The following is a 17216-nucleotide window of genomic DNA, read 5'->3' as shown; positions in this document are numbered from 1 at the left end:
ACGACGACCTCCGCTTGAGCAGGCAGCTCAGGCGAGGCGGAAGTCAAGGTTCGCCTCGATCGCGAGAGTGTCCATCTGCGCCTTCTGCAGCTTCCCGGAGTAGTCCCAGTTCATGGACTGCCAGCGGGTGAACTGATCGAGCACCCACACGCCCGACTGCCGGGAGCCGTTGCCGCTCTTGCCGTTACCGCCGAACGGCAGGTGCGCCTCGGCCCCGGACGTCGAGTTGTTGACGCTCACCATTCCGGCGGAGATGCCGGCGCGGAACCGGAAGGCCTTGTTCGGGTCCGTGGTGTAGATCGAGCACGACAGGCCGTAGCCCGGCTTGTTGCCGAGCTCGATCGCCTCGTCGAGGTCCGAGTACTTCATGACGCCGACGAGCGGTCCGAACGTCTCCTGCAGGAACAGTTCGTCGTCGTCACGCACACCGGAAACGATTGCGGGGTGGTAGAAGAAGCCGTTCTCACCAGTGAAGCCGTAGCGCGGGCTGGCAGCGGAGACGCGGCCGGTCGGGCCGTGCACCGTGTGGTGCTCGCCGATCCAGCCGAGGTACTTCTCGTACGCCAGTGCGAACTTCTCGTCCAGCAACGGTCCATAGAGGACGTCACCGGTGGGGTCGCCCACGGCGGCGCCGGCGACGGCCTCGACGAACCGGGTCAGGAACTCGTCGTACACCGACTCGTGCACGATCGCCGTGCCGAGCGAGGTGCAGCGCTGGCCCGCGGAACCGAAGCCGGCGAACAGTGCGCCCTGCACGGCCAGGTCGAGGTCCGCGTCCTCGGTGACGACCATCGGGTTCTTGCCGCCCAGTTCCAGGCACGGCGTCTGGAGGTGGCGTCCGCACAGTTCGCCGATGCGCACACCGACCTCGCTGGACCCGGTGAAGCCGACCTTGTCGACGAGGCCCTGCCGCAGCGACTGCTCCAGTCCGTCGAACGTCTCCGAGCCCTCGGCGAAGACGATCTCGAACACGCCGGCCGGAATGCCGGCGGCCTGGAACACGTCGTAGAAGGCCTGGGCCGACGCGGCGGAGTACTCGGCGGGTTTCCACACGACCGAGTTGCCGCACAGCAACGCCGGGATGATGTACCAGGACGGCACGGCGACCGGGAAGTTGCCGGCGGTGATGATCGCCGCGACGCCGACCGGGTTGCGGAACGTGAAGAGCTGCTTGTCCGGCATCTCCGAGGGGACCGTCTGCCCGTAGAGGCGCCGGCCCTCGCCGACGAAGAAGTTGGCGGTGTCGACGATCTCCTGCACCTCGCCGCGGGCCTCCGCGATCGGCTTGCCGATCTCGCGGGTCACGAGCTGGGCGAGGGGTTCGAAGTTCGCTTCGACCAGGCGGCCGATGTTGCCGATGACCTGGCCTCGCACGGGTGCGGGCACGCGTGCCCAGGCGCGTTGTGCGGCCTTGGCGCGTTGTGCGGCGGCCACGAAGTCGCGGCTGGTCCCGAGCTCGATCTCGGTGACCACGTCGGAGGTGTTCGACGGGTTCGTGGAGACGTAGGGCATGCCCTCCACCCTGGTAGCTGCCCGCCGAATCCGCCAGAGGTTGCAGGATGAGACCTCGCGACGTCGAGCGTAAGCTGTGCTGGTGCTCAATCCGGTTCATCTGCGCACGCTCGTCGAGGTCGTGAAGACGGGTTCCTTCGCGGAGGCCGCGCGCAGTCTCGGTTATACGTCGTCGGCCGTGTCCCAGCAGATCTCGGCGTTCGAGCGGGCGGTCGGCGTGACGCTCTTCGAACGCGAGGCGCATTCGATTAGGCCTGCCAGCACCGCGCTGCTGATCGCGGACCGCGGCGGTGAGCTGCTCGCCGCGTTCGACGGGTTCGAGCACGAGGTGAAGGCGATGGTGCAGGGCCTGCGCGGGCGCCTGCGGATCGGCACTTTCCCCACGGCGAGTTCGCGGGTGATGCCGAAGGTGCTGGCGAGACTGCAGGCGGACCTGCCGGGAGCGGAGCTCCGCCTCGACGAGGCGGAGCCGGACGACGTGCTGCCGCTCGTGCTGGCCGGCGAGCTCGACCTCGCGCTGGTGTACGTGTACGACCTCGTGCCGCGAACGTGGCCGGAAGAGCTGACCGTGCTGCCGTTGCTGGACGAATCCCTCCTGGTGATGGTTCCGGCGGACCATCCGGCCGCGAAGAACAACGTCAGACTCGAAGATCTCAAGGACGAACGCTGGATCGCCTCGCGCGACGGGACCTCGGGCGCGGTCTGTCTCACGCGCCTCTGCGCTGCGGCGGGGTTCGGGCCGAAGATCGCTTTCCGGAGCAACGACTACGAGGTCGTGCAATCGCTCGTGGCGGCCGGGGTCGGCGTCGCGCTCGTGCCCGCGCTCGGCTACCGGGAGCTGGCAGGCACGCACGTGATGCCGTTGCGCCACAAGCCTGTGCGCAGGCATGTGCACGTGGTGCACCGCACCGCGAACACCAACCCGCTGCTGCGCGACGCGGTGACTGCGCTGCGGGAGGTCTGCCAGAACACCGTGGGCGGCTACACAAGTCAGCCCTGATGACGAGAACGTCCAGCTATTCGCCGGTCTGCCCGTCCGCGAGTTCGCGGAGCAGATCCAGATGGCCCACGTGGCGCGCGGTTTCCTGCGCCACGTGGGCCAGGATCCACCGCACGGTGCGCTCGCCGTCCGCCGCCGTCGCGTCCGGGCCCAGCTTCTTGAGCGCCTCGGCGTTCGCCCATTCCTGTTGGTAGGCCTGGATGAGCGACGCCGGGGTGTCCTCGCCCTCGAGGTTCCAGGACGGGTCGGGGCTGCCCTTCCACAACGACGGCAGGTCGAGGCCCGCGCCCGCGATGCACAGCCAGTACCGCTCGACGGCGATGAGGTGCTTGAGCACGCCGAGCGCCGTCAGCTTCGGGGACGTCCGGATCGGCGCCGCCGCGGCCTGGTCGCGGGTCAGGCCCTCGACCTTCAGCACGGCTGTCTTGCGGAGGAAGTCCAGGAACTCCCAGGCGAGCACACCTTCGTCGGTGGCGAGGTTCTCGGGCCAGGTTCGGGTCACCGGGCGAGTTTGTCAGCTCAGTAGTAGCGGCGGAGCTTCGGCCAGAAGGTGTCCCATGGTTCGGTTGGGGCCGTGCACAGCTTTATCTCTGTGCCGTCTTCTTCGTTCTCCACGGGGTTGTGGTGCTGGGCGACGACCTTGCAGTCGTCGAACGGCGGCCGGCTGAAGCCGACCAGCAGGACCTTGGTGCTGGTGGGCTGCGGTGGTCCCCAGTCGTAGAAGGACATGTGGCCGGAATAGGTGTGGATCTCGGTGTAGGCCTCGATCGCGCCCGCTTGGCCGTAGTTGCCGGTGATGACGACGGGGCGGTCGTTCTCGAACCACGCGTCCTGGACGGTCAGAGCCAGTTCGCGCCAGCCGACCTGTTCGCCCTGCTCGGGGTTGATGGCGATGACCGGGCCCAGCGCGCTGGGCGGCAGGATCGGCAGCGAGCCCACCACCGCGGGGATGACGCTCAGGGCCACCAGGACGCTGCCGATCGCCTTGCGGCGCAACAGCCATTCCTGTGCTTGGCGTGCGCCCGCCGCGACCAGCACCAGCAGCAACGGGACCGCGTAGTAGGGCTTGCCGCCGGTGATGAGACACAGTGCGCAGAGGATCGGGTAGGCGAGTGCGATCGAGCGGAAGGTCCTGTCGCGCCAAAGGTTCCGGAAGCCGACGAGCCACACCGGGACCAGGAGCGGTGACAGCATCAGCAGTTGCATCGGGACGAACATGATCCGGTTCTCGGTGCCGTCGTCCTCGCTGATGCCGCGGGCGACGGTGAGCAGCGGGAAGTCGTGCAGCGCCTGCCAGATCACGACGGGAGCGGCGATCACCGCGCACGCGGCCACGCCGGCGGCGAGCCACCAGGTGCGCAGGACGGTGCGCGGGCCGACGGCGAGCAGTGCGATCGCCAGGGCTGCCAACAGCAAGAGCAGCAACCACTTGTTGGCCAGGCCCACACCGGCGGTCGCGCCCAGGGCGAGCCACCAGCGGCCGTCGCCGGTTTTCAGGAGTCTGATCGCGAAGTAGCCGATGAGCGTCCAGACCAGCAGGTCGACGGTGGCGGTGGAGAGCATGTGGCTCACGGCCAGGACGAACGTCGACGTCGCCGAGGCGGCGGCCGCGAACGTGGACCCGCCGCCGAGTTCCTTTGCCATCAAGGCGACCACGACCGTGATGGCCAACGCCAGGAGGGTCGCGGCCACGCGGAGGCCGACCGGGGTCTCGCCGAACGCCGCTGTCGACAGGCGGGCCAGGATGGGAGTGATCGGGGGCTGGTCGACGTAGCCCCAGGCGGGGTGTTTGCCCGCCGCGATGAAGTAGAGCTCGTCGCGGTGGAAGCCGTAGCGGCCCGACAACGCGGTCAGCACCACTGCCTGCACGGCGAGCACGATCCCCAGACCACGTCCCATGAACGGGAAGGTACCCAGGAGATGCCTGATCAGGTGGCGTTTTTGCGGTACCAGCGCGGGGACGTGGTGATCGGCGGCTTGAGACTCGCGTTGACCACGATCATGGACGGGCCGGAAGCCTCGTCCAGGGCGGACTTCAGGTCGTCGAAGCCGTTCAGGGTGACCGCGGGGATGCCGAAGCTCTCGGCGAGCTTGGCGAAGTCCGGGCGGGTCAGGTCGACGCCGCTGATGGTGTGGTTCGCGATCTGCTGGTCGTAGCGGAGCATGCCGTAGCCGCCGTCGTCCACGAGCACGATGGTGAGCGGCAGGCCTTCCTGCTTGAGCGTGGCGAGGTCGCCGCACGCGAAGAGGAAGCCGCCGTCGCCGACCACCGCGATCGTGCGATGGTCGACCGCTGCGCCGATGGCCGCCGGGAAACCGAAGCCGAGCGTGCCCCAGCCGACCGGGTAGGCGAGGCCGCGGGGCTTCGTGACGTGGTGGAAGCCGCCGATCCAGTAGCCGGGGATGCACATGTCGGCGACGATCGTGGCGTCGGTGCCTTCCAACGCCCGCAACAGTTTCATGGCTTCGGGGGAGTCGGCTTCGGCCAGTGCGCGCACTTCGGCGTTGACCGCTTCGACGTCGACGGTGGCTTGCCTGGCGGTCACGTTGGCCACCAGTGCGGCGGTGACGGTGGCCGCGTCACCTTCGATCGTGACGTCCGCCGGGTAGTTCTTGCCGGCCTCCGCCTTGTCGATGTTGACGGCCAGCAGGGCGGGCGGCTTCGGCTGCAACCAGTTCTGGGTCATCATGCCGTCGAAGTCGGTGCCGATCGCGATCACGAGGTCGGCGTCGTCCCACAGCTTTCCGACGGGCGGTGCGTGCACCGGACCTCGTACGACGTGAGGGCCGTCCGTCAGGCCGCGCGCGCCGTACGTCGTGATGATCGGTGCCTGGAGCTTGGCGGCCAACGCGCCGATCGCGGGTCCGGCGCCGGACCGTGCCGCACCGCCACCGGCCCAGATCAGAGGCCTCGCGGAACCGGCGATGAGCTTCTCGGCCTCGGTGAGGTCGGCTGCCTCGTGCGAGGGCCCGACCTTCGTGACGGTGTGGTGCGGGACCTCGGCGGACAGGAAGTCCGTGGGGACACCCAGGTAAACCGGTCCGTGCGGGCTTTGGGTTGCCTGCTGGACGGCCTTGTCGGTGTACGCGGCGATCTCGTGTGCGGAAGGCACGTTGAACGACGCCTTGGTGACCGGTGTGAACATGGCCTTCTGGTCACGCGTCTCGTGCAGCACGCCGCGATGGACGCCGGGCCGCCGGAGCGTCGACGGGATGTCCGTCGCGATCACCAGCACCGGGCTGCCCGACGCCCACGCCTCGCCGGTGGCGCCCAGGGTGTTCGCCGCGCCGGGGCCGGTTGTCACGACCGCCACGCCGAGCTTGCCCGTGGTGCGTGCGTAGCCGTCTGCCGCGTAGACCGCCGTCTGTTCGTGGCGCACGCCGATCATGCGGATGCCGGGGTGCTTCCCCAGCGCCTCCCAGATGGCGAGGTTGTGGACACCGGGCAGGCCGAACACCACTTCGACGTCGTGCGCGGCCAGGACGGTCAGCAAGCTCTCGGCACCCTTGGGCATGCGCTCGACGCTAAGGCCCGCTTACCGCTCGGACAACGGGTGCGCAGCAGGTCTGGTGCTCAGGGTCAGGCGCGGGACGGCTCGAAGGCGGGTTCCGTCACGTTGTCCAGTCCACCTGGGACAGTGTGAACGTTCCGGCCCGCGAAACCTCGTTCGAATCGTGCGAAACGCAATTCGGGCCGGTGCGGCCGGGCGTCGAATTCAGCGTCGCCACCGCGTCTTTTCCTCCCGCGGGAGGAATTGGTTGCGCGGGTCGGCAGACAGCGGCGGTGGACCTGACGGCCGAACGGGACGTGCTGCGCCCGAGGTTCCGTCTGGTACGGCTCGTCCGCCGCCGGGCGGCATTTCCGTCCTCCGTGCGGCTTTTGTTTCGAAGGATTCACGGCTTCGTGAATTGGTCCCAAGATGATTGACGTGTGAACTGTGTTCAGGGAGTGGCCCCTTGTGTCAATATGTGCGGCGACCGCACGACCTGGGGGTGGAGATGCTGTACTTCGGTGGGCTGTTCGGAGTGCTGATGACAGGACTGATGATCTTCGCTGTCGTGGACGTCATCACGACCGACGAGGGCTCGGTTCGCAATCTGCCGAAGATGATGTGGCTTCTTCTGGTCCTGCTGTTCCCGTTGGTGGGGGCGATCGCGTGGCTTGTTGCTGGCCGTCCGGTGGTGGGGACCGGACGTGCGCGTTTCGCGGCCTACGAGCGCGGTGCTCCTGCTTTTCCCGAGTACGACCGGCCGGGACGGTTCGCGGCCACCGATGCTGACGACGATCAGGAGTTCCTGCGCCGCTGCCGTGAGCGCGCGGAGGAACAACGACGCAAGGGACGCGAGAACCAGTGAGGATTGTCCTGCTGTTCTTGGTTGTTCTGCTCGCCGGTTGCGGCGGAAACGCGCAAATGGCGGCACAACCCCCCACAACACAAACGTCCACTTCGGACAAACTGGCGCCGGCCGATTTCCAGGCGCGCTGGTGGACCTGGGCCTCCCAGCCCTCGAACAGCAACCCGGTGTCCGACACCTCCGGGCGCTACTGCATGCGTGACCAGCCCGTCGAGGTCTGGCTGCTCGCCGGGTCGCTCGGTGAGGGCCCGGTCGAGCGGCAGTGCCGCGTCCCCGCCTCCAAACCCCTGCTCGCGCCCGTCGTGAACCTCGCGACCGATGTCGCGGGCTGCGAGACGTTCATGAAGAACGCGCAGGGCGAGGTGCTCTTGGACGGCTCGACGCAGGCGTTGACGAGGGTGTCCGCCACGCCGTTCACCTACGAGGCGCGCGCGGGCAACCCGTACGGCACGTCGGCGGGCCGGATCAACTCGGTCGGCTGCGGTCTGTACGCGTGGATCGCTCCTCCCGCCTCCGGTGAGCACGAGCTGGTGATCCGCGGCTCCGCGAACAACAAGGAAGTCGACGTGAAGTACAAGCTGATCGTGGGCGCCGACTAGCGCGGAAAACCAGGTGCGCCGGTCCGGTAACGTGGTTCGTGGCGTCCGAGCAGACGTGAGGCTGGAGCCGCTCCCCGGCAGTGAGCGGCACTCTCCGCCGCAGTGTTCAGCAACTCCTGCTCACCGAAGCGAACTGACCACGTAGACGCGTGACACATGCGTCCTTGTCGGCCGAGCCGGGCGGCGGAAACGAGGACTGCTGTCATGGCACGTCTGTCCACCACGGACCAGCTCGCCGATCTGCGGCGCACCTACACGGGCGAGAACCTGTCCCAGGCGGTCCCGGCCGTTCGCGACGGGGACTCGGTGCTCCCGGAAGCCGCCACCGATGCCCAGCGCCGGCTCGAAGCCAAGGTGCTGGTCGCCGGGTGCGCCGCCGCGAGCATGCTCCAGCTGATGCCGCCCGCGAGCATCATCAGGCCCGCCCACGCGTTCCGGACCGTGGAACCGGGGGAGCCCCTGAAGCTGCACCTGAGCGACAGGGCTCTCGGCCCGCTCCTGTTCGAACTGCTCCCGCGCACCGAGAGCGGGTTCGGCATGGGCGTCGCCGGTCTCGAGCACCGGCAGTACCGGCGGTCGGCCGAGCTGACCACGGGAGACGCCGGCGTCGTGTTGGCCGGGGTCGACGAGCAGGCGTGGGAACTCGGCATGCGTTACATGCGCTGGATGCACGAGCACCGCGGTGTCGAGTACACCGACGGTGGCGGCAACGACGACGAGATCGCCGAAGCGGCCACTGGGAGCGCTCTCCTGCGCCGGGTACACCTGTGGCATGACGCGAGCTGGTTGCGAGCACTCCCCATGGGCGGGGCCTGGTTCGTCGAGTGGGCGGGTGGCCCGTCCGAGGACGAGATCAGGCAGAAGCTCGGCCACCCGGACTTCGGGACCACCCGCGAGATCACGCCGCGCCGCATCGACGCGCCGTCCGAGGACGTCGAGGAGGGACTGCGGACCTATCCGTGGCCTGAGGAGTTCGTGTCTGCCGTCACGGCTGGTGAGCCTGATCAGCGACCGGACCGCCGGTAGACTGCGCTTTCGCCCGCAGGAACGATCGTCAGGAGGACCCCGGTGACCCAGCAGGCTGCCGAGGCCCAAGCCGAAGCCACGCGCAAGGCCCCTCGCGTGCTCGTCGCCGAAGACGAGGCGCTGATCCGTCTCGACCTCGTCGAGATGCTGCGCGAAGAGGGTTACGACGTGGCGGGCGAGGCCGCAGATGGTGAAGAGGCCATCAAGCTCGCGACCGAGCTCAATCCCGACCTGGTCATCCTGGACGTCAAGATGCCCAAGGTCGACGGGATCGAGGCGGCGCAGCACATCGCCGGCAACAGGATCGCGCCGGTCGTGATCCTCACCGCGTTCAGCCAGCGCGACCTGGTCGAGCGCGCCCGCGACGCGGGTGCGATGGCCTACCTGGTCAAGCCGTTCGCCAAGCGGGACCTCGTGCCCGCGATCGAGCTGGCGATGAGCCGGTTCAACGAACTGGCCGCGCTGGAGCAGGAAGTCGCCGGGCTCACCGAGCGCCTGGAGACCCGCAAGGTCGTGGAACGGGCCAAGGGCATTCTCATGACCAAACAGGGTCTGAGCGAGCCGGAGGCGTTCAGGTGGGTGCAGCGCACCGCCATGGACCGCCGCACGACGATGAAGGCCGTCGCAGAGGCCGTCATCGAGAACTTCGGCTGATCAGCTTCGGCGCAGTTCCAGCCACACGGAGTCCGTCTGCCGTCCCGGATCCTCGGGACGCAGGCGGACTTCGACGTTGTGGCTGCCTTTCAGCGAGATCTGCAGCTCGTGCCGGCCACCTACGCCGCCGGGCATCGGCACGGTCGCCGCGAGAGAGGTGTCGACGTACACCTCGAAGCCCGCTATCGGCGCCACTGACCGTGCGTGGGCCGCGTCGAGGGTGATCACCAGGGCCGCGTCGTTCGGGCCCTTAGAGGTGATCTCAGCCGTCATGACGGGCAAAACGGGCGGTGGCTCGTCCGGGGCGTTCTCCAGCTTCACCGGAGACCGGCCGGGCACCTCGAGGTAGCTCTCCAGCACCTGGGCCTGCGACGCGCCGGGCATCCGCAGCACGAACGGGGTGAGCGCGTTCGGCCCGTCCGCGCCGAGCAGTTCGGCGGGCACGTCCCCGACCAGCGTCAACTCGCTGTCCTCAGCCGCGGACCAGCCGTTCACCGCCGGCCGCAGCGGTACCTTCGCCGATCCGAGCTGCGCGACCAGGCCGTTCGGGTCGCCGCCGTCGCCGAGCCGGACCGTTGCCCGCAACCGCGCCGAATCGACCCCACGCAACGGTGCGCGCGCCACGCCGATGCCTGGTGCTTCTTCTTCGGGTTCGAGCACGCGCAGCGTCCCCGCCACGAGCGGTGTCTCGATCACCTCGTCCACGGGGCCACGAGAGCCGGAGATGCCGATCGCGTCGATTTCCACGCGTCCCGGATAGCTGACCGGAGGCGTCACGCCGATCAGCACGCTCGCCTGACGCCACTGCGGCACCACGGATGAAGCCGCGATCTCGGTGCCGTCCTGGAGGACCCGCACGCCGTTATCTGTCAGCACTACTTCGAATCGATGCAGAACGCCCGCACCGCGCGTTCCGGGGGCCACGGAGTCGTCCACCACCACGCGAACCGCATCAGCAGGAGGTATGGGTCCGAGTCGATCAGGCGTTCCGGGCGCCAGATCGACCACGAGTTTTCCGCGCGGTCCTGCCGCGTCCGTCACGACGACCACGCGACCGAGTTCCGGCGACTCCTGCAGCAGCAGCGGTGTCCGTGCGCGCAGCACGGCCGTGTCGTTTCCACACGGCATGTCGATCACGAGGCGGCCGCCGGAGCCCGAACCGGGGTTCACGCACCCGCGCCGGCCGCTCAGGTGGTAGCGGCGATCGAGGAACGTGTCGTCGAAGTCGTCCAGCCAGCCGCTGACCGCCCGCCGCCAGTTGTCGTCCCTCGGGCGCTCCTCGGCCCTGACCGGCGAAGATCGTTGGCCGAAGGCGTCCACCGCGCGCACGTCCGGCCGTCCTGAGCCCGCGATCTCGGGCGACGCGACGAGTTTTCCGAAGACCTCGTACCCGGCCGCGCCCGGCACAGGTGCCCATTGGACCCGTCCGTCGCTGCTCCATACGGAGGACGGCGGGCCGGGCCGGGGTGGCGTCTCCGAAACCCTGACGAAATCCGCTGTGTACTTAGTTAAGCGAACGGCCTCTGAACTGGGCTTCTTCAGGGCATCATCGGACTCACGCAGAACCAGCACCGCCGCGACGATGATCGCGACGATGCCCACCGCGGTGATCACTCGACGACGCGGAGTCATACGTCCACGTTATGGCAGCCGTCCAAAGAGTGAACGAAGGTTACCGTCTGTGACATTGCTTAAGTGAAACATAACGCCGCGTTGCGTTATGGTCACGAGCCCATTGGCTTTGATGACTGCGGTCACAGTCATCGCCTAGGTTCCGGCCATCCCTCAGGAGAGGGTGATGGAGCGGTGCGCGGAGATCTCGCGTAGCCGGGAGCAGGGATATAGGAGGGACATCACGTGCGTAAGCACTCTGTGAAGTCCGCAGCGATCGTCGGCGCCTCGCTGCTTGTTCTTGCAGCCTGTGGCTCGAACAAGACCGAGGGCGGCGGCACCACCGGGGGCAGCTGCGACACGTCGAAGGGCACTCTGACCGTCGGTGTTGTCGCCCCGTTGTCCGGGAACCTGTCCGCTCTCGGCGTCGGCATCAAGCAGTCCGCCGAGCTCGCCGTGGACGAGGCGAACAAGAAGTGCACGGTCAAGGGCTACAAGCTGACCGTGTCCGCCCAGGACGACGAGGCCAACCCCGCCAAGGGTGCCCAGGCCGCCACGAAGCTGTCGACCGACCCGAACGTTGTCGGTGTCGTCGGCACGCTGAACTCGTCTGTGGCCCAGACCGTGCAGCCGATCCTGCGGGACAAGAAGATCCCCCAGGTGTCGCCCGCCAACACGAACCCGTCGCTGACCAGGGGTAACGACTTCCTGACGGCCCCGAAGCGGCAGTTCGACAACTACTTCCGCGTCTGCACCACCGACGACCTGCAGGGCCCGTACGCGGCCAACTACCTCGTCGAGAAGGCCGGCAAGAAGAAGATCGCCATCATCACCGACGGCAAGACCTACGGTGAGGGCCTAGCGGCCGAGCTGTCGAAGCAGGTCACCAAGAAGGGTGGCACGATCGTCGGCTCCGAGAAGGTCGGCGAGAAGGACACCGACTTCTCCGGCGTCATCGCCAAGATCAAGGCCCTCGGCCCGGAGGCCGTCTACTACGGCGGTGAGTACCCGGTCGCCGGCCCGCTGTCCAAGCAGATGAAGGACAACGGTCTCGACGTTCCGCTGATGGGCGGCGACGGCATCTTCGACGGCAAGTACATCGAGCTCGGCGGCAAGGAGGGCGACCTCGCCACCTCCGTCGGTGCCCCGACCGAGTCCCTGGCCACGGCCAAGGCCTTCGTCGACGCGTACAAGGCGAAGTTCGGCAAGGAGGACTACGCCGCCTACGGTGCGTTCTCCTACGACGCCGCGAACGCGATCATCGGTGCCCTGGCCAAGACCGTCGACGGCGCTGCCTGGGACGAGTCGAAGCGTGACGCCATGCTGACCAACGTCGGTGCCTACGCCGGTTCCGGTGCCACTGGTGAGGTCAAGTTCGACCAGTACGGCGACAGCACGAACAAGGTGCTGACCGTCTACCAGGTCACCTCGGCCAAGTGGAAGGACGTTCAGACCGGCACCTACACCGGCTGACGACTACCTAATTACTGATTGAAGCCACGGCGGGGGCGGGCGTTGTTTGCTCGCCCCCGTTGTTTACGGAGGTAGTCGTGTCAGTCCTGCTTCAACAGCTGGCCAACGGGGTCATTCAGGGTGCGTTGATCGCCCTGATCGCCCTGGGGTACACGATGGTGTACGGCATCATCCAGCTGATCAACTTCGCCCACGGCGAGGTTTTCATGGTGGCCTCGTACGGAGGCCTCGCCACGTTCACGCTTCTTCCTGACGACCTCAAGAAGTCGCCCGCCGTGGCACTGCCGCTCATGTTCGTCGGCGGCATCGTGGTGGCGGTCCTCGTCGCCGTGATCATGGAACGGTTCGCCTACCGGCCGCTGCGCAACGCGCCCCGGCTGGCACCGCTCATCACAGCGCTCGGCGTGTCCGTGTTCCTGCAGGAGGCCGTGCGCGTCTTCTACCCGAACGCGAAGTCCAACCTGCCGTACCCGAAGGTCTTCCCCGAGGGCAACCTGAAGCTCGGCCCGGTCCTCATCTCCTGGACCGGCGTCCTGCTCGTCGTGCTCTCCGTCGGTCTCGCGGTCATCCTGCAGACCTACATCAACCGCTCGCGCATGGGCCGCGCGATGCGTGCGACCGCGCAGGACCCCGACACCGCGAAGCTCATGGGCGTCAACCCCGACCGCGTGATCGTGCTGACGTTCATCATCGGCGCCGTGCTCGCCGGTGTCGCCGGCATCATGTTCGGCGGCTACCTCAACAACATCAACATCGACATGGGCTTCCAGAACGGCATCTTCGCCTTCACGGCGGCCGTCCTGGGCGGCGTCGGCAGCATCCGCGGCGCGGTCATCGGCGCGTTCATCATCGGTCTGATCAAGACCATCGCCGGTCAGTACATGCCGGGCGGTACCCAGTACGACTACGTGTGGATCTTCGTCGTGCTGATCCTCGTGCTCGTCTTCCGCCCGCAGGGTCTGTTCGGCGAGCCGGAAAGGGTGCGCGCATGAGTACGGTCGACACTTCTGCGAAGCGTTCCGCGCTCGCACCGCTCGGCAAGCCGTTCGCGGCCGCCGGTGGCGTTCTCGGCATCGTCGCGGCGCTCCTGCCCTGGGTCACGTTCACCCTCAACGACGGCAACTGGCCGGACAAGTCGACGCTGCAGTTCTTCGACGCGCCGTTCCTCGTCACCGGGTTCCGCTGGCACGTCCTGGTGCTGGGCGTCCTCGTCCTGGCCGCGGCGTTCGCGCCGGTCCCGTCCAAGGGCCGGGTCGTCCGGGCTCTCGGCTGGGGCCTCACCATCGTGTCGTTCGTCAACGCCGCGTACATCACGGTCAAGGGCGGTGGCCTCGGTGCCATCACGGCCCTCGACGGTGCCAGCGCGTTCGGTGGCGTCGTCGGCCTGGTCGCCGGCGTGCTGACGATCCTCGCGGGCTACGGCATCGGCATCGGCCCGGTCGGCGAGTGGAAGTTCAAGGTCTCCACCCCGGTCGCGTACCTGGTGCTGCTGGTGTCGTTCGGCGCGGTGCTCTACGCCGTCGCCGCGATGCTGACCACCGGTGGCGTCGGTTCCGCCAACCCGTACGCGGGCGCGATCTTCCTGTCGTTCCTCGGGTTCGCCGGCGGTCTGCTCGGCGCGCTGAGCGGCGTCGGGTTCGTGCGCTGGCTCTCGGCACTGTCCGAGCAGCACCGCGTGTTCAGCGTGATCGTGCTGGCGGCGTGCGCGCTGCTGCTGCCGTTCACCGAGGCGGGCAACGAGTACTGGATGACGGTCGCGGCGAACATCGGCATCTACGCCGCCACCGCGATCGGCCTGAACATCGTCGTCGGTCTCGCGGGTCTGCTCGACCTCGGGTACGTGGCGTTCATGGGCATCGGTGCCCTCGTGGCGGCGAACTTCTCCGGTGCCGCGACCGCGCACTTCGGCATCACGCTGCCGTTCCCGGTCGCCGCGGTCATCGCGGCCATCGTGGCCGGCATCTTCGGCGCCATCGTCGGTTCGCCGACGCTGCGGGTCCGCGGTGACTACCTCGCGATCGTGACGCTGGCGTTCGGTGAGATCTTCACCCGCTCCGCGCAGAACGACATCGGTGGCATCACCAACGGCTCCAACGCGATTCCCGGTGTTCCGGCGCTGTCGCTGTTCGGCGCGGAGTTCAACAAGTCGATCTCGATCGGCGCCGTGAAGCTCCCCGCAGGTGTCCTCTACTACGTCCTCATCGTGCTGCTCGTCGCGGCGACGATGGCGGTGTTCGCGAACCTCAAGTTCAGCCGCATCGGCCGTGCCTGGATCGCGATCCGCGAGGACGAGGACGCCGCCCGCGCGATGGGCATCCGCACCGGCAAGATGAAGATCCTCGCGTTCCTCATCGGTGCCATGCTCGCGGGTCTCGCGGGCGCGGTGTTCGCGCACAAGAACGGCACCGTGTCCTACGAGTCGTTCAAGTTCCTCGAGTCGGTCACGCTGCTCGCGGCGGTCATCCTCGGCGGCATGGGCTCGATCCCGGGTGCCGTTCTCGGCGCCGCGCTGCTGTTCGTGCTGCCCGAGAAGCTCCGCGACTTCGAGGACTACCGCCTCATGATCTTCGGCCTCGCGCTGATCCTGATCATGCGGTTCCGGCCGGTCGGCCTGATCCCCGATGCGCACAGGCGCGCTGAGATGATCGAGCGCGCTGATGAGAACGCCGAAGAGGCGCATGTGGAGGCGAAGAAGGCATGAGCACGCCTGTACTGGAAGCGCGTGACGTCTCGATGGTCTTCGGTGGCCTCAAGGCGTTGAAGGGTGTCACTCTGACGCTCGAAGAAGGCAAGATCGTCGGCCTGATCGGTCCGAACGGCGCGGGGAAGACCACGTTCTTCAACTGCCTGACGGGTCTGTACACGCCGACCACGGGTGAGGTGCTGCTCAAGGGCAACGTCCTGCCCGGCGACCCGGCGAAGGTGACGGACGCGGGCGTGGCCCGCACGTTCCAGAACATCCGCCTGTTCCCCAGCATGACCGTGCTGGAGAACGTCATGGTCGGCCGCCACGTGCGGATGAAGCAGGGCCCGCTGGCCTCGCTGTTCCACGGCCCCGCCTACCAGCGCGGTGAGAAGGCGGCACGCGAGCGTTCGCGGGAGCTGCTCGCGTTCGTCGGCCTGAACAACCTGGACGACGAGCTCTCGCGCAACCTCCCGTACGGCGACCAGCGCCGTCTGGAGATCGCGCGCGCGTTGGCGACGGACCCGGCGGTGCTGCTGCTGGACGAGCCCACCGCGGGTATGAACCCGCAGGAGACGGAAGCGACGCAGCAGCTGATCTTCCGCATCCGCGAGACGGGTGTGTCCGTCGTGGTCATCGAGCACGACATCAAGTTCATCTTCGGGCTGTGCGACTCGGTTTCCGTGCTCGTGCAGGGCGAACTGCTCGTCGAGGGCAGCCCCGAGGTCGTGCGGGCGGACCCGCGGGTCGTCGAGGCCTACCTCGGCAAGCCGCCGGAGGAAGTCGCGCACGAAGTCGAGGCCGCCGCTGCTTCTGCTGAGGAGGAGCAGGCATGACCGCGCTGCTCGAAGTCCGCAACCTCTCGGTCGCCTACGGCGCCATCGAGGCCGTCCGCGACATCTCGTTCACCGTCGAGGCCGGCCAGATCGTGTCGCTGATCGGCTCGAACGGTGCGGGCAAGACCACGACCCTGCGCACCATCTCGGGTCTGCTGCGTCCGGCGTCCGGCGAGATCCTGTTCCAGGGCAAGCCGATCCACAACGACCCGGCGCACGCGATCCTCGGTGAGGGCATCGCGCACTGCCCCGAGGGCCGCCGGCTCTTCCCGCGGATGACCGTGGAGGAGAACCTGCAGCTCGGCGCCTACGTCCGCAAGGACGACGGCGTCGACGCCGACATGCAGCGCGTGTACGACCTCTTCCCCGTGCTGGGGGAGCGCCGGCACAACAAGGCCGGGCTCTTCTCCGGTGGTGAGCAGCAGATGCTGGCCATCGGCCGCGCCATGATGTCGAAGCCCCGCCTGCTGATGCTCGACGAGCCCTCGATGGGTCTCTCGCCGATCATGACGCAGAAGATCTTCGACACCATCAAGGAGCTCCAGTCGCTCGGCACCACCATCCTTCTGGTGGAGCAGAACGCCCTGGCGGCGCTGGCGTTGTCGGACCACGGGTACGTGATCGACCTCGGCAGGACCACTTTGGACGGTCCGGGGCACTCGCTCCTGGCCGACCAGCGGGTGCGCGACGCGTACCTGGGTGAGGCTCACTGAGGTTTCGGTTGTGGGAGCGGGGCGGAGGGCTTGTCCTCCGCCCCGCTTTCGTTTGCCCGCCTGGAGGTTCGGCAGGTGGGAGGTGGGAGCGCCCGCGCGAGTGGGAGCGGCTGCGTGGGTGGGAACGCTGGCGCGGGTGGGAAAGCGGCTGTGAGTGGGAACGGGCAAGGAGATAGGACTGCGGGCTCTGGGCGCGGCCGCGGGTAGGAACGGCTGCGGGGATGAGAGCGGCTGTGCGGGGTGCGAACGGCGGCGCGGAGTGGAACGGCTGCGCGGGTGGGAGTGGCGGCGCGAGTGGGAACGCGGCAGTGGGTGGGAACGGGGCAGTGGGGTAGGACTGCGGGTTCTGGCCCTCGGCCGCGGGTGGGAATGGGGGCAAAGGGGCGGGATTGCGGGTTTTGGGGGCGCGGCCGCGGGTGGACCGCTGTGAGTGGAGCGGAGCCACGTGCAGCTCCCGGCTTGTGCGTGGCTCCGCCAAGTCCGGAGCCGGACTGACGGCAGGCCGCCGAGTGCGGAGCCGAGCTGGCGACGGCTGCCGAGTGCGGAGCCGGGCTGGCGATGGCCGCCGAGTGTGGAGCCGGGCAGACGGCGGGGCGCCGAGACCGGAGCGGAGCTGGCGATGGCCGCCGAGTGCGGAGCCGGGCAGACGGCGGGGCGCCGAGTGCGGAGCCGGGCTGGCGATGGCCGCCGAGTGTGGAGCCGGGCAGACGGCGGGGCGCCGAGACCGGAGCGGAGCTGGCGATGGCCGCCGAG

Annotated in this window: 15 protein-coding genes; 10 read left to right on the top strand and 5 right to left on the bottom strand. The window is 68.1% G+C overall.

Annotated features, from left to right (window positions below):
- Positions 1–27 precede the first annotated feature (27 nt).
- A complete protein-coding gene (locus ACH413_RS12555) occupies positions 28–1512 on the bottom strand; it encodes an aldehyde dehydrogenase family protein (RefSeq protein ID WP_360041219.1) in 1485 nt (494 codons plus the stop codon).
- Positions 1513–1594: 82 nt separating this feature from the next.
- Between ACH413_RS12555 and ACH413_RS12550 the strand changes: the two genes are divergently transcribed.
- Positions 1595–2512, top strand: coding sequence for a LysR family transcriptional regulator (locus ACH413_RS12550; RefSeq protein ID WP_360041216.1), 918 nt, complete (start codon positions 1595–1597; stop codon positions 2510–2512).
- A gap of 16 nt (positions 2513–2528) precedes the next feature.
- Here ACH413_RS12550 and ACH413_RS12545 read toward each other — a convergent pair whose 3' ends face one another.
- Genes ACH413_RS12545 through ACH413_RS12535 form a run of 3 tightly spaced genes read right to left on the bottom strand, consistent with a single transcriptional unit; the run spans position 2529 to position 6027 of the window.
- Positions 2529–3014, bottom strand: coding sequence for a DUF664 domain-containing protein (locus ACH413_RS12545; RefSeq protein WP_360041213.1), 486 nt, complete (start codon positions 3012–3014; stop codon positions 2529–2531).
- A gap of 17 nt (positions 3015–3031) precedes the next feature.
- The gene (locus ACH413_RS12540; RefSeq protein WP_360041210.1) at positions 3032–4411 is read right to left on the bottom strand and encodes a glycosyltransferase family 39 protein; all 1380 of its coding nucleotides are present in this window, start codon (positions 4409–4411) and stop codon (positions 3032–3034) included.
- A 29-nt stretch (positions 4412–4440) separates the two neighbouring features.
- On the bottom strand, positions 4441–6027 hold the full coding sequence (locus ACH413_RS12535; protein ID WP_360041207.1) for a thiamine pyrophosphate-binding protein: 1587 nt from the start codon (positions 6025–6027) through the stop codon (positions 4441–4443).
- A 484-nt stretch (positions 6028–6511) separates the two neighbouring features.
- On the opposite strand from ACH413_RS12535, the gene ACH413_RS12530 reads away from it, so the two are divergent.
- The 4 genes from ACH413_RS12530 (at position 6512) to ACH413_RS12515 (ending at position 9147) form a co-directional block, all read left to right on the top strand.
- Complete coding sequence (locus tag ACH413_RS12530) at positions 6512–6868, top strand: PLDc N-terminal domain-containing protein (RefSeq protein WP_360041736.1); 357 nt, start codon at positions 6512–6514, stop codon at positions 6866–6868.
- 56 nt (positions 6869–6924) lie between these two features.
- Positions 6925–7467, top strand: coding sequence for a hypothetical protein (locus ACH413_RS12525; RefSeq protein ID WP_360041204.1), 543 nt, complete (start codon positions 6925–6927; stop codon positions 7465–7467).
- A 204-nt stretch (positions 7468–7671) separates the two neighbouring features.
- Complete coding sequence (locus ACH413_RS12520) at positions 7672–8493, top strand: hypothetical protein (RefSeq protein WP_360041201.1); 822 nt, start codon at positions 7672–7674, stop codon at positions 8491–8493.
- A gap of 42 nt (positions 8494–8535) precedes the next feature.
- Positions 8536–9147, top strand: coding sequence for an ANTAR domain-containing response regulator (locus ACH413_RS12515; protein ID WP_093596918.1), 612 nt, complete (start codon positions 8536–8538; stop codon positions 9145–9147).
- Here the strand turns inward: ACH413_RS12515 and ACH413_RS12510 are convergent, their stop codons facing one another.
- Complete coding sequence (locus ACH413_RS12510) at positions 9148–10779, bottom strand: hypothetical protein (RefSeq protein ID WP_360041198.1); 1632 nt, start codon at positions 10777–10779, stop codon at positions 9148–9150.
- Between the two features lie 225 nt (positions 10780–11004).
- Between ACH413_RS12510 and ACH413_RS12505 the strand changes: the two genes are divergently transcribed.
- The 5 genes from ACH413_RS12505 to ACH413_RS12485 all read left to right on the top strand — a co-directional run bounded on the left by ACH413_RS12505 (position 11005) and on the right by ACH413_RS12485 (position 16463).
- Positions 11005–12231, top strand: coding sequence for a branched-chain amino acid ABC transporter substrate-binding protein (locus ACH413_RS12505; RefSeq protein WP_360041195.1), 1227 nt, complete (start codon positions 11005–11007; stop codon positions 12229–12231).
- A gap of 77 nt (positions 12232–12308) precedes the next feature.
- Positions 12309–13223: a branched-chain amino acid ABC transporter permease gene (locus ACH413_RS12500; RefSeq protein WP_360041192.1), complete on the top strand. Its 915-nt coding sequence runs from the start codon at positions 12309–12311 to the stop codon at positions 13221–13223.
- Entirely contained in the window at positions 13220–14932 is a 1713-nt protein-coding gene (locus ACH413_RS12495) for a hypothetical protein (RefSeq protein WP_360041189.1), read from the top strand. The genes ACH413_RS12500 and ACH413_RS12495 overlap by 4 nt, the downstream gene beginning before the upstream one ends.
- Positions 14929–15750 carry an ABC transporter ATP-binding protein gene (locus ACH413_RS12490; protein WP_360041186.1) on the top strand — a complete coding sequence of 274 codons (822 nt, stop codon included), beginning with the start codon at positions 14929–14931 and terminating at the stop codon, positions 15748–15750. The genes ACH413_RS12495 and ACH413_RS12490 overlap by 4 nt, the downstream gene beginning before the upstream one ends.
- Positions 15747–16463: an ABC transporter ATP-binding protein gene (locus ACH413_RS12485; protein ID WP_360041183.1), complete on the top strand. Its 717-nt coding sequence runs from the start codon at positions 15747–15749 to the stop codon at positions 16461–16463. The genes ACH413_RS12490 and ACH413_RS12485 overlap by 4 nt, the downstream gene beginning before the upstream one ends.
- Positions 16464–17216 lie beyond the last annotated feature (753 nt).

It is taken from the genome of Lentzea sp. NPDC020367, from assembly GCF_044387305.1.
Taxonomy (GTDB): domain Bacteria; phylum Actinomycetota; class Actinomycetes; order Mycobacteriales; family Pseudonocardiaceae; genus Lentzea.
This window is presented reverse-complemented; position numbering and strand designations above follow the sequence as displayed.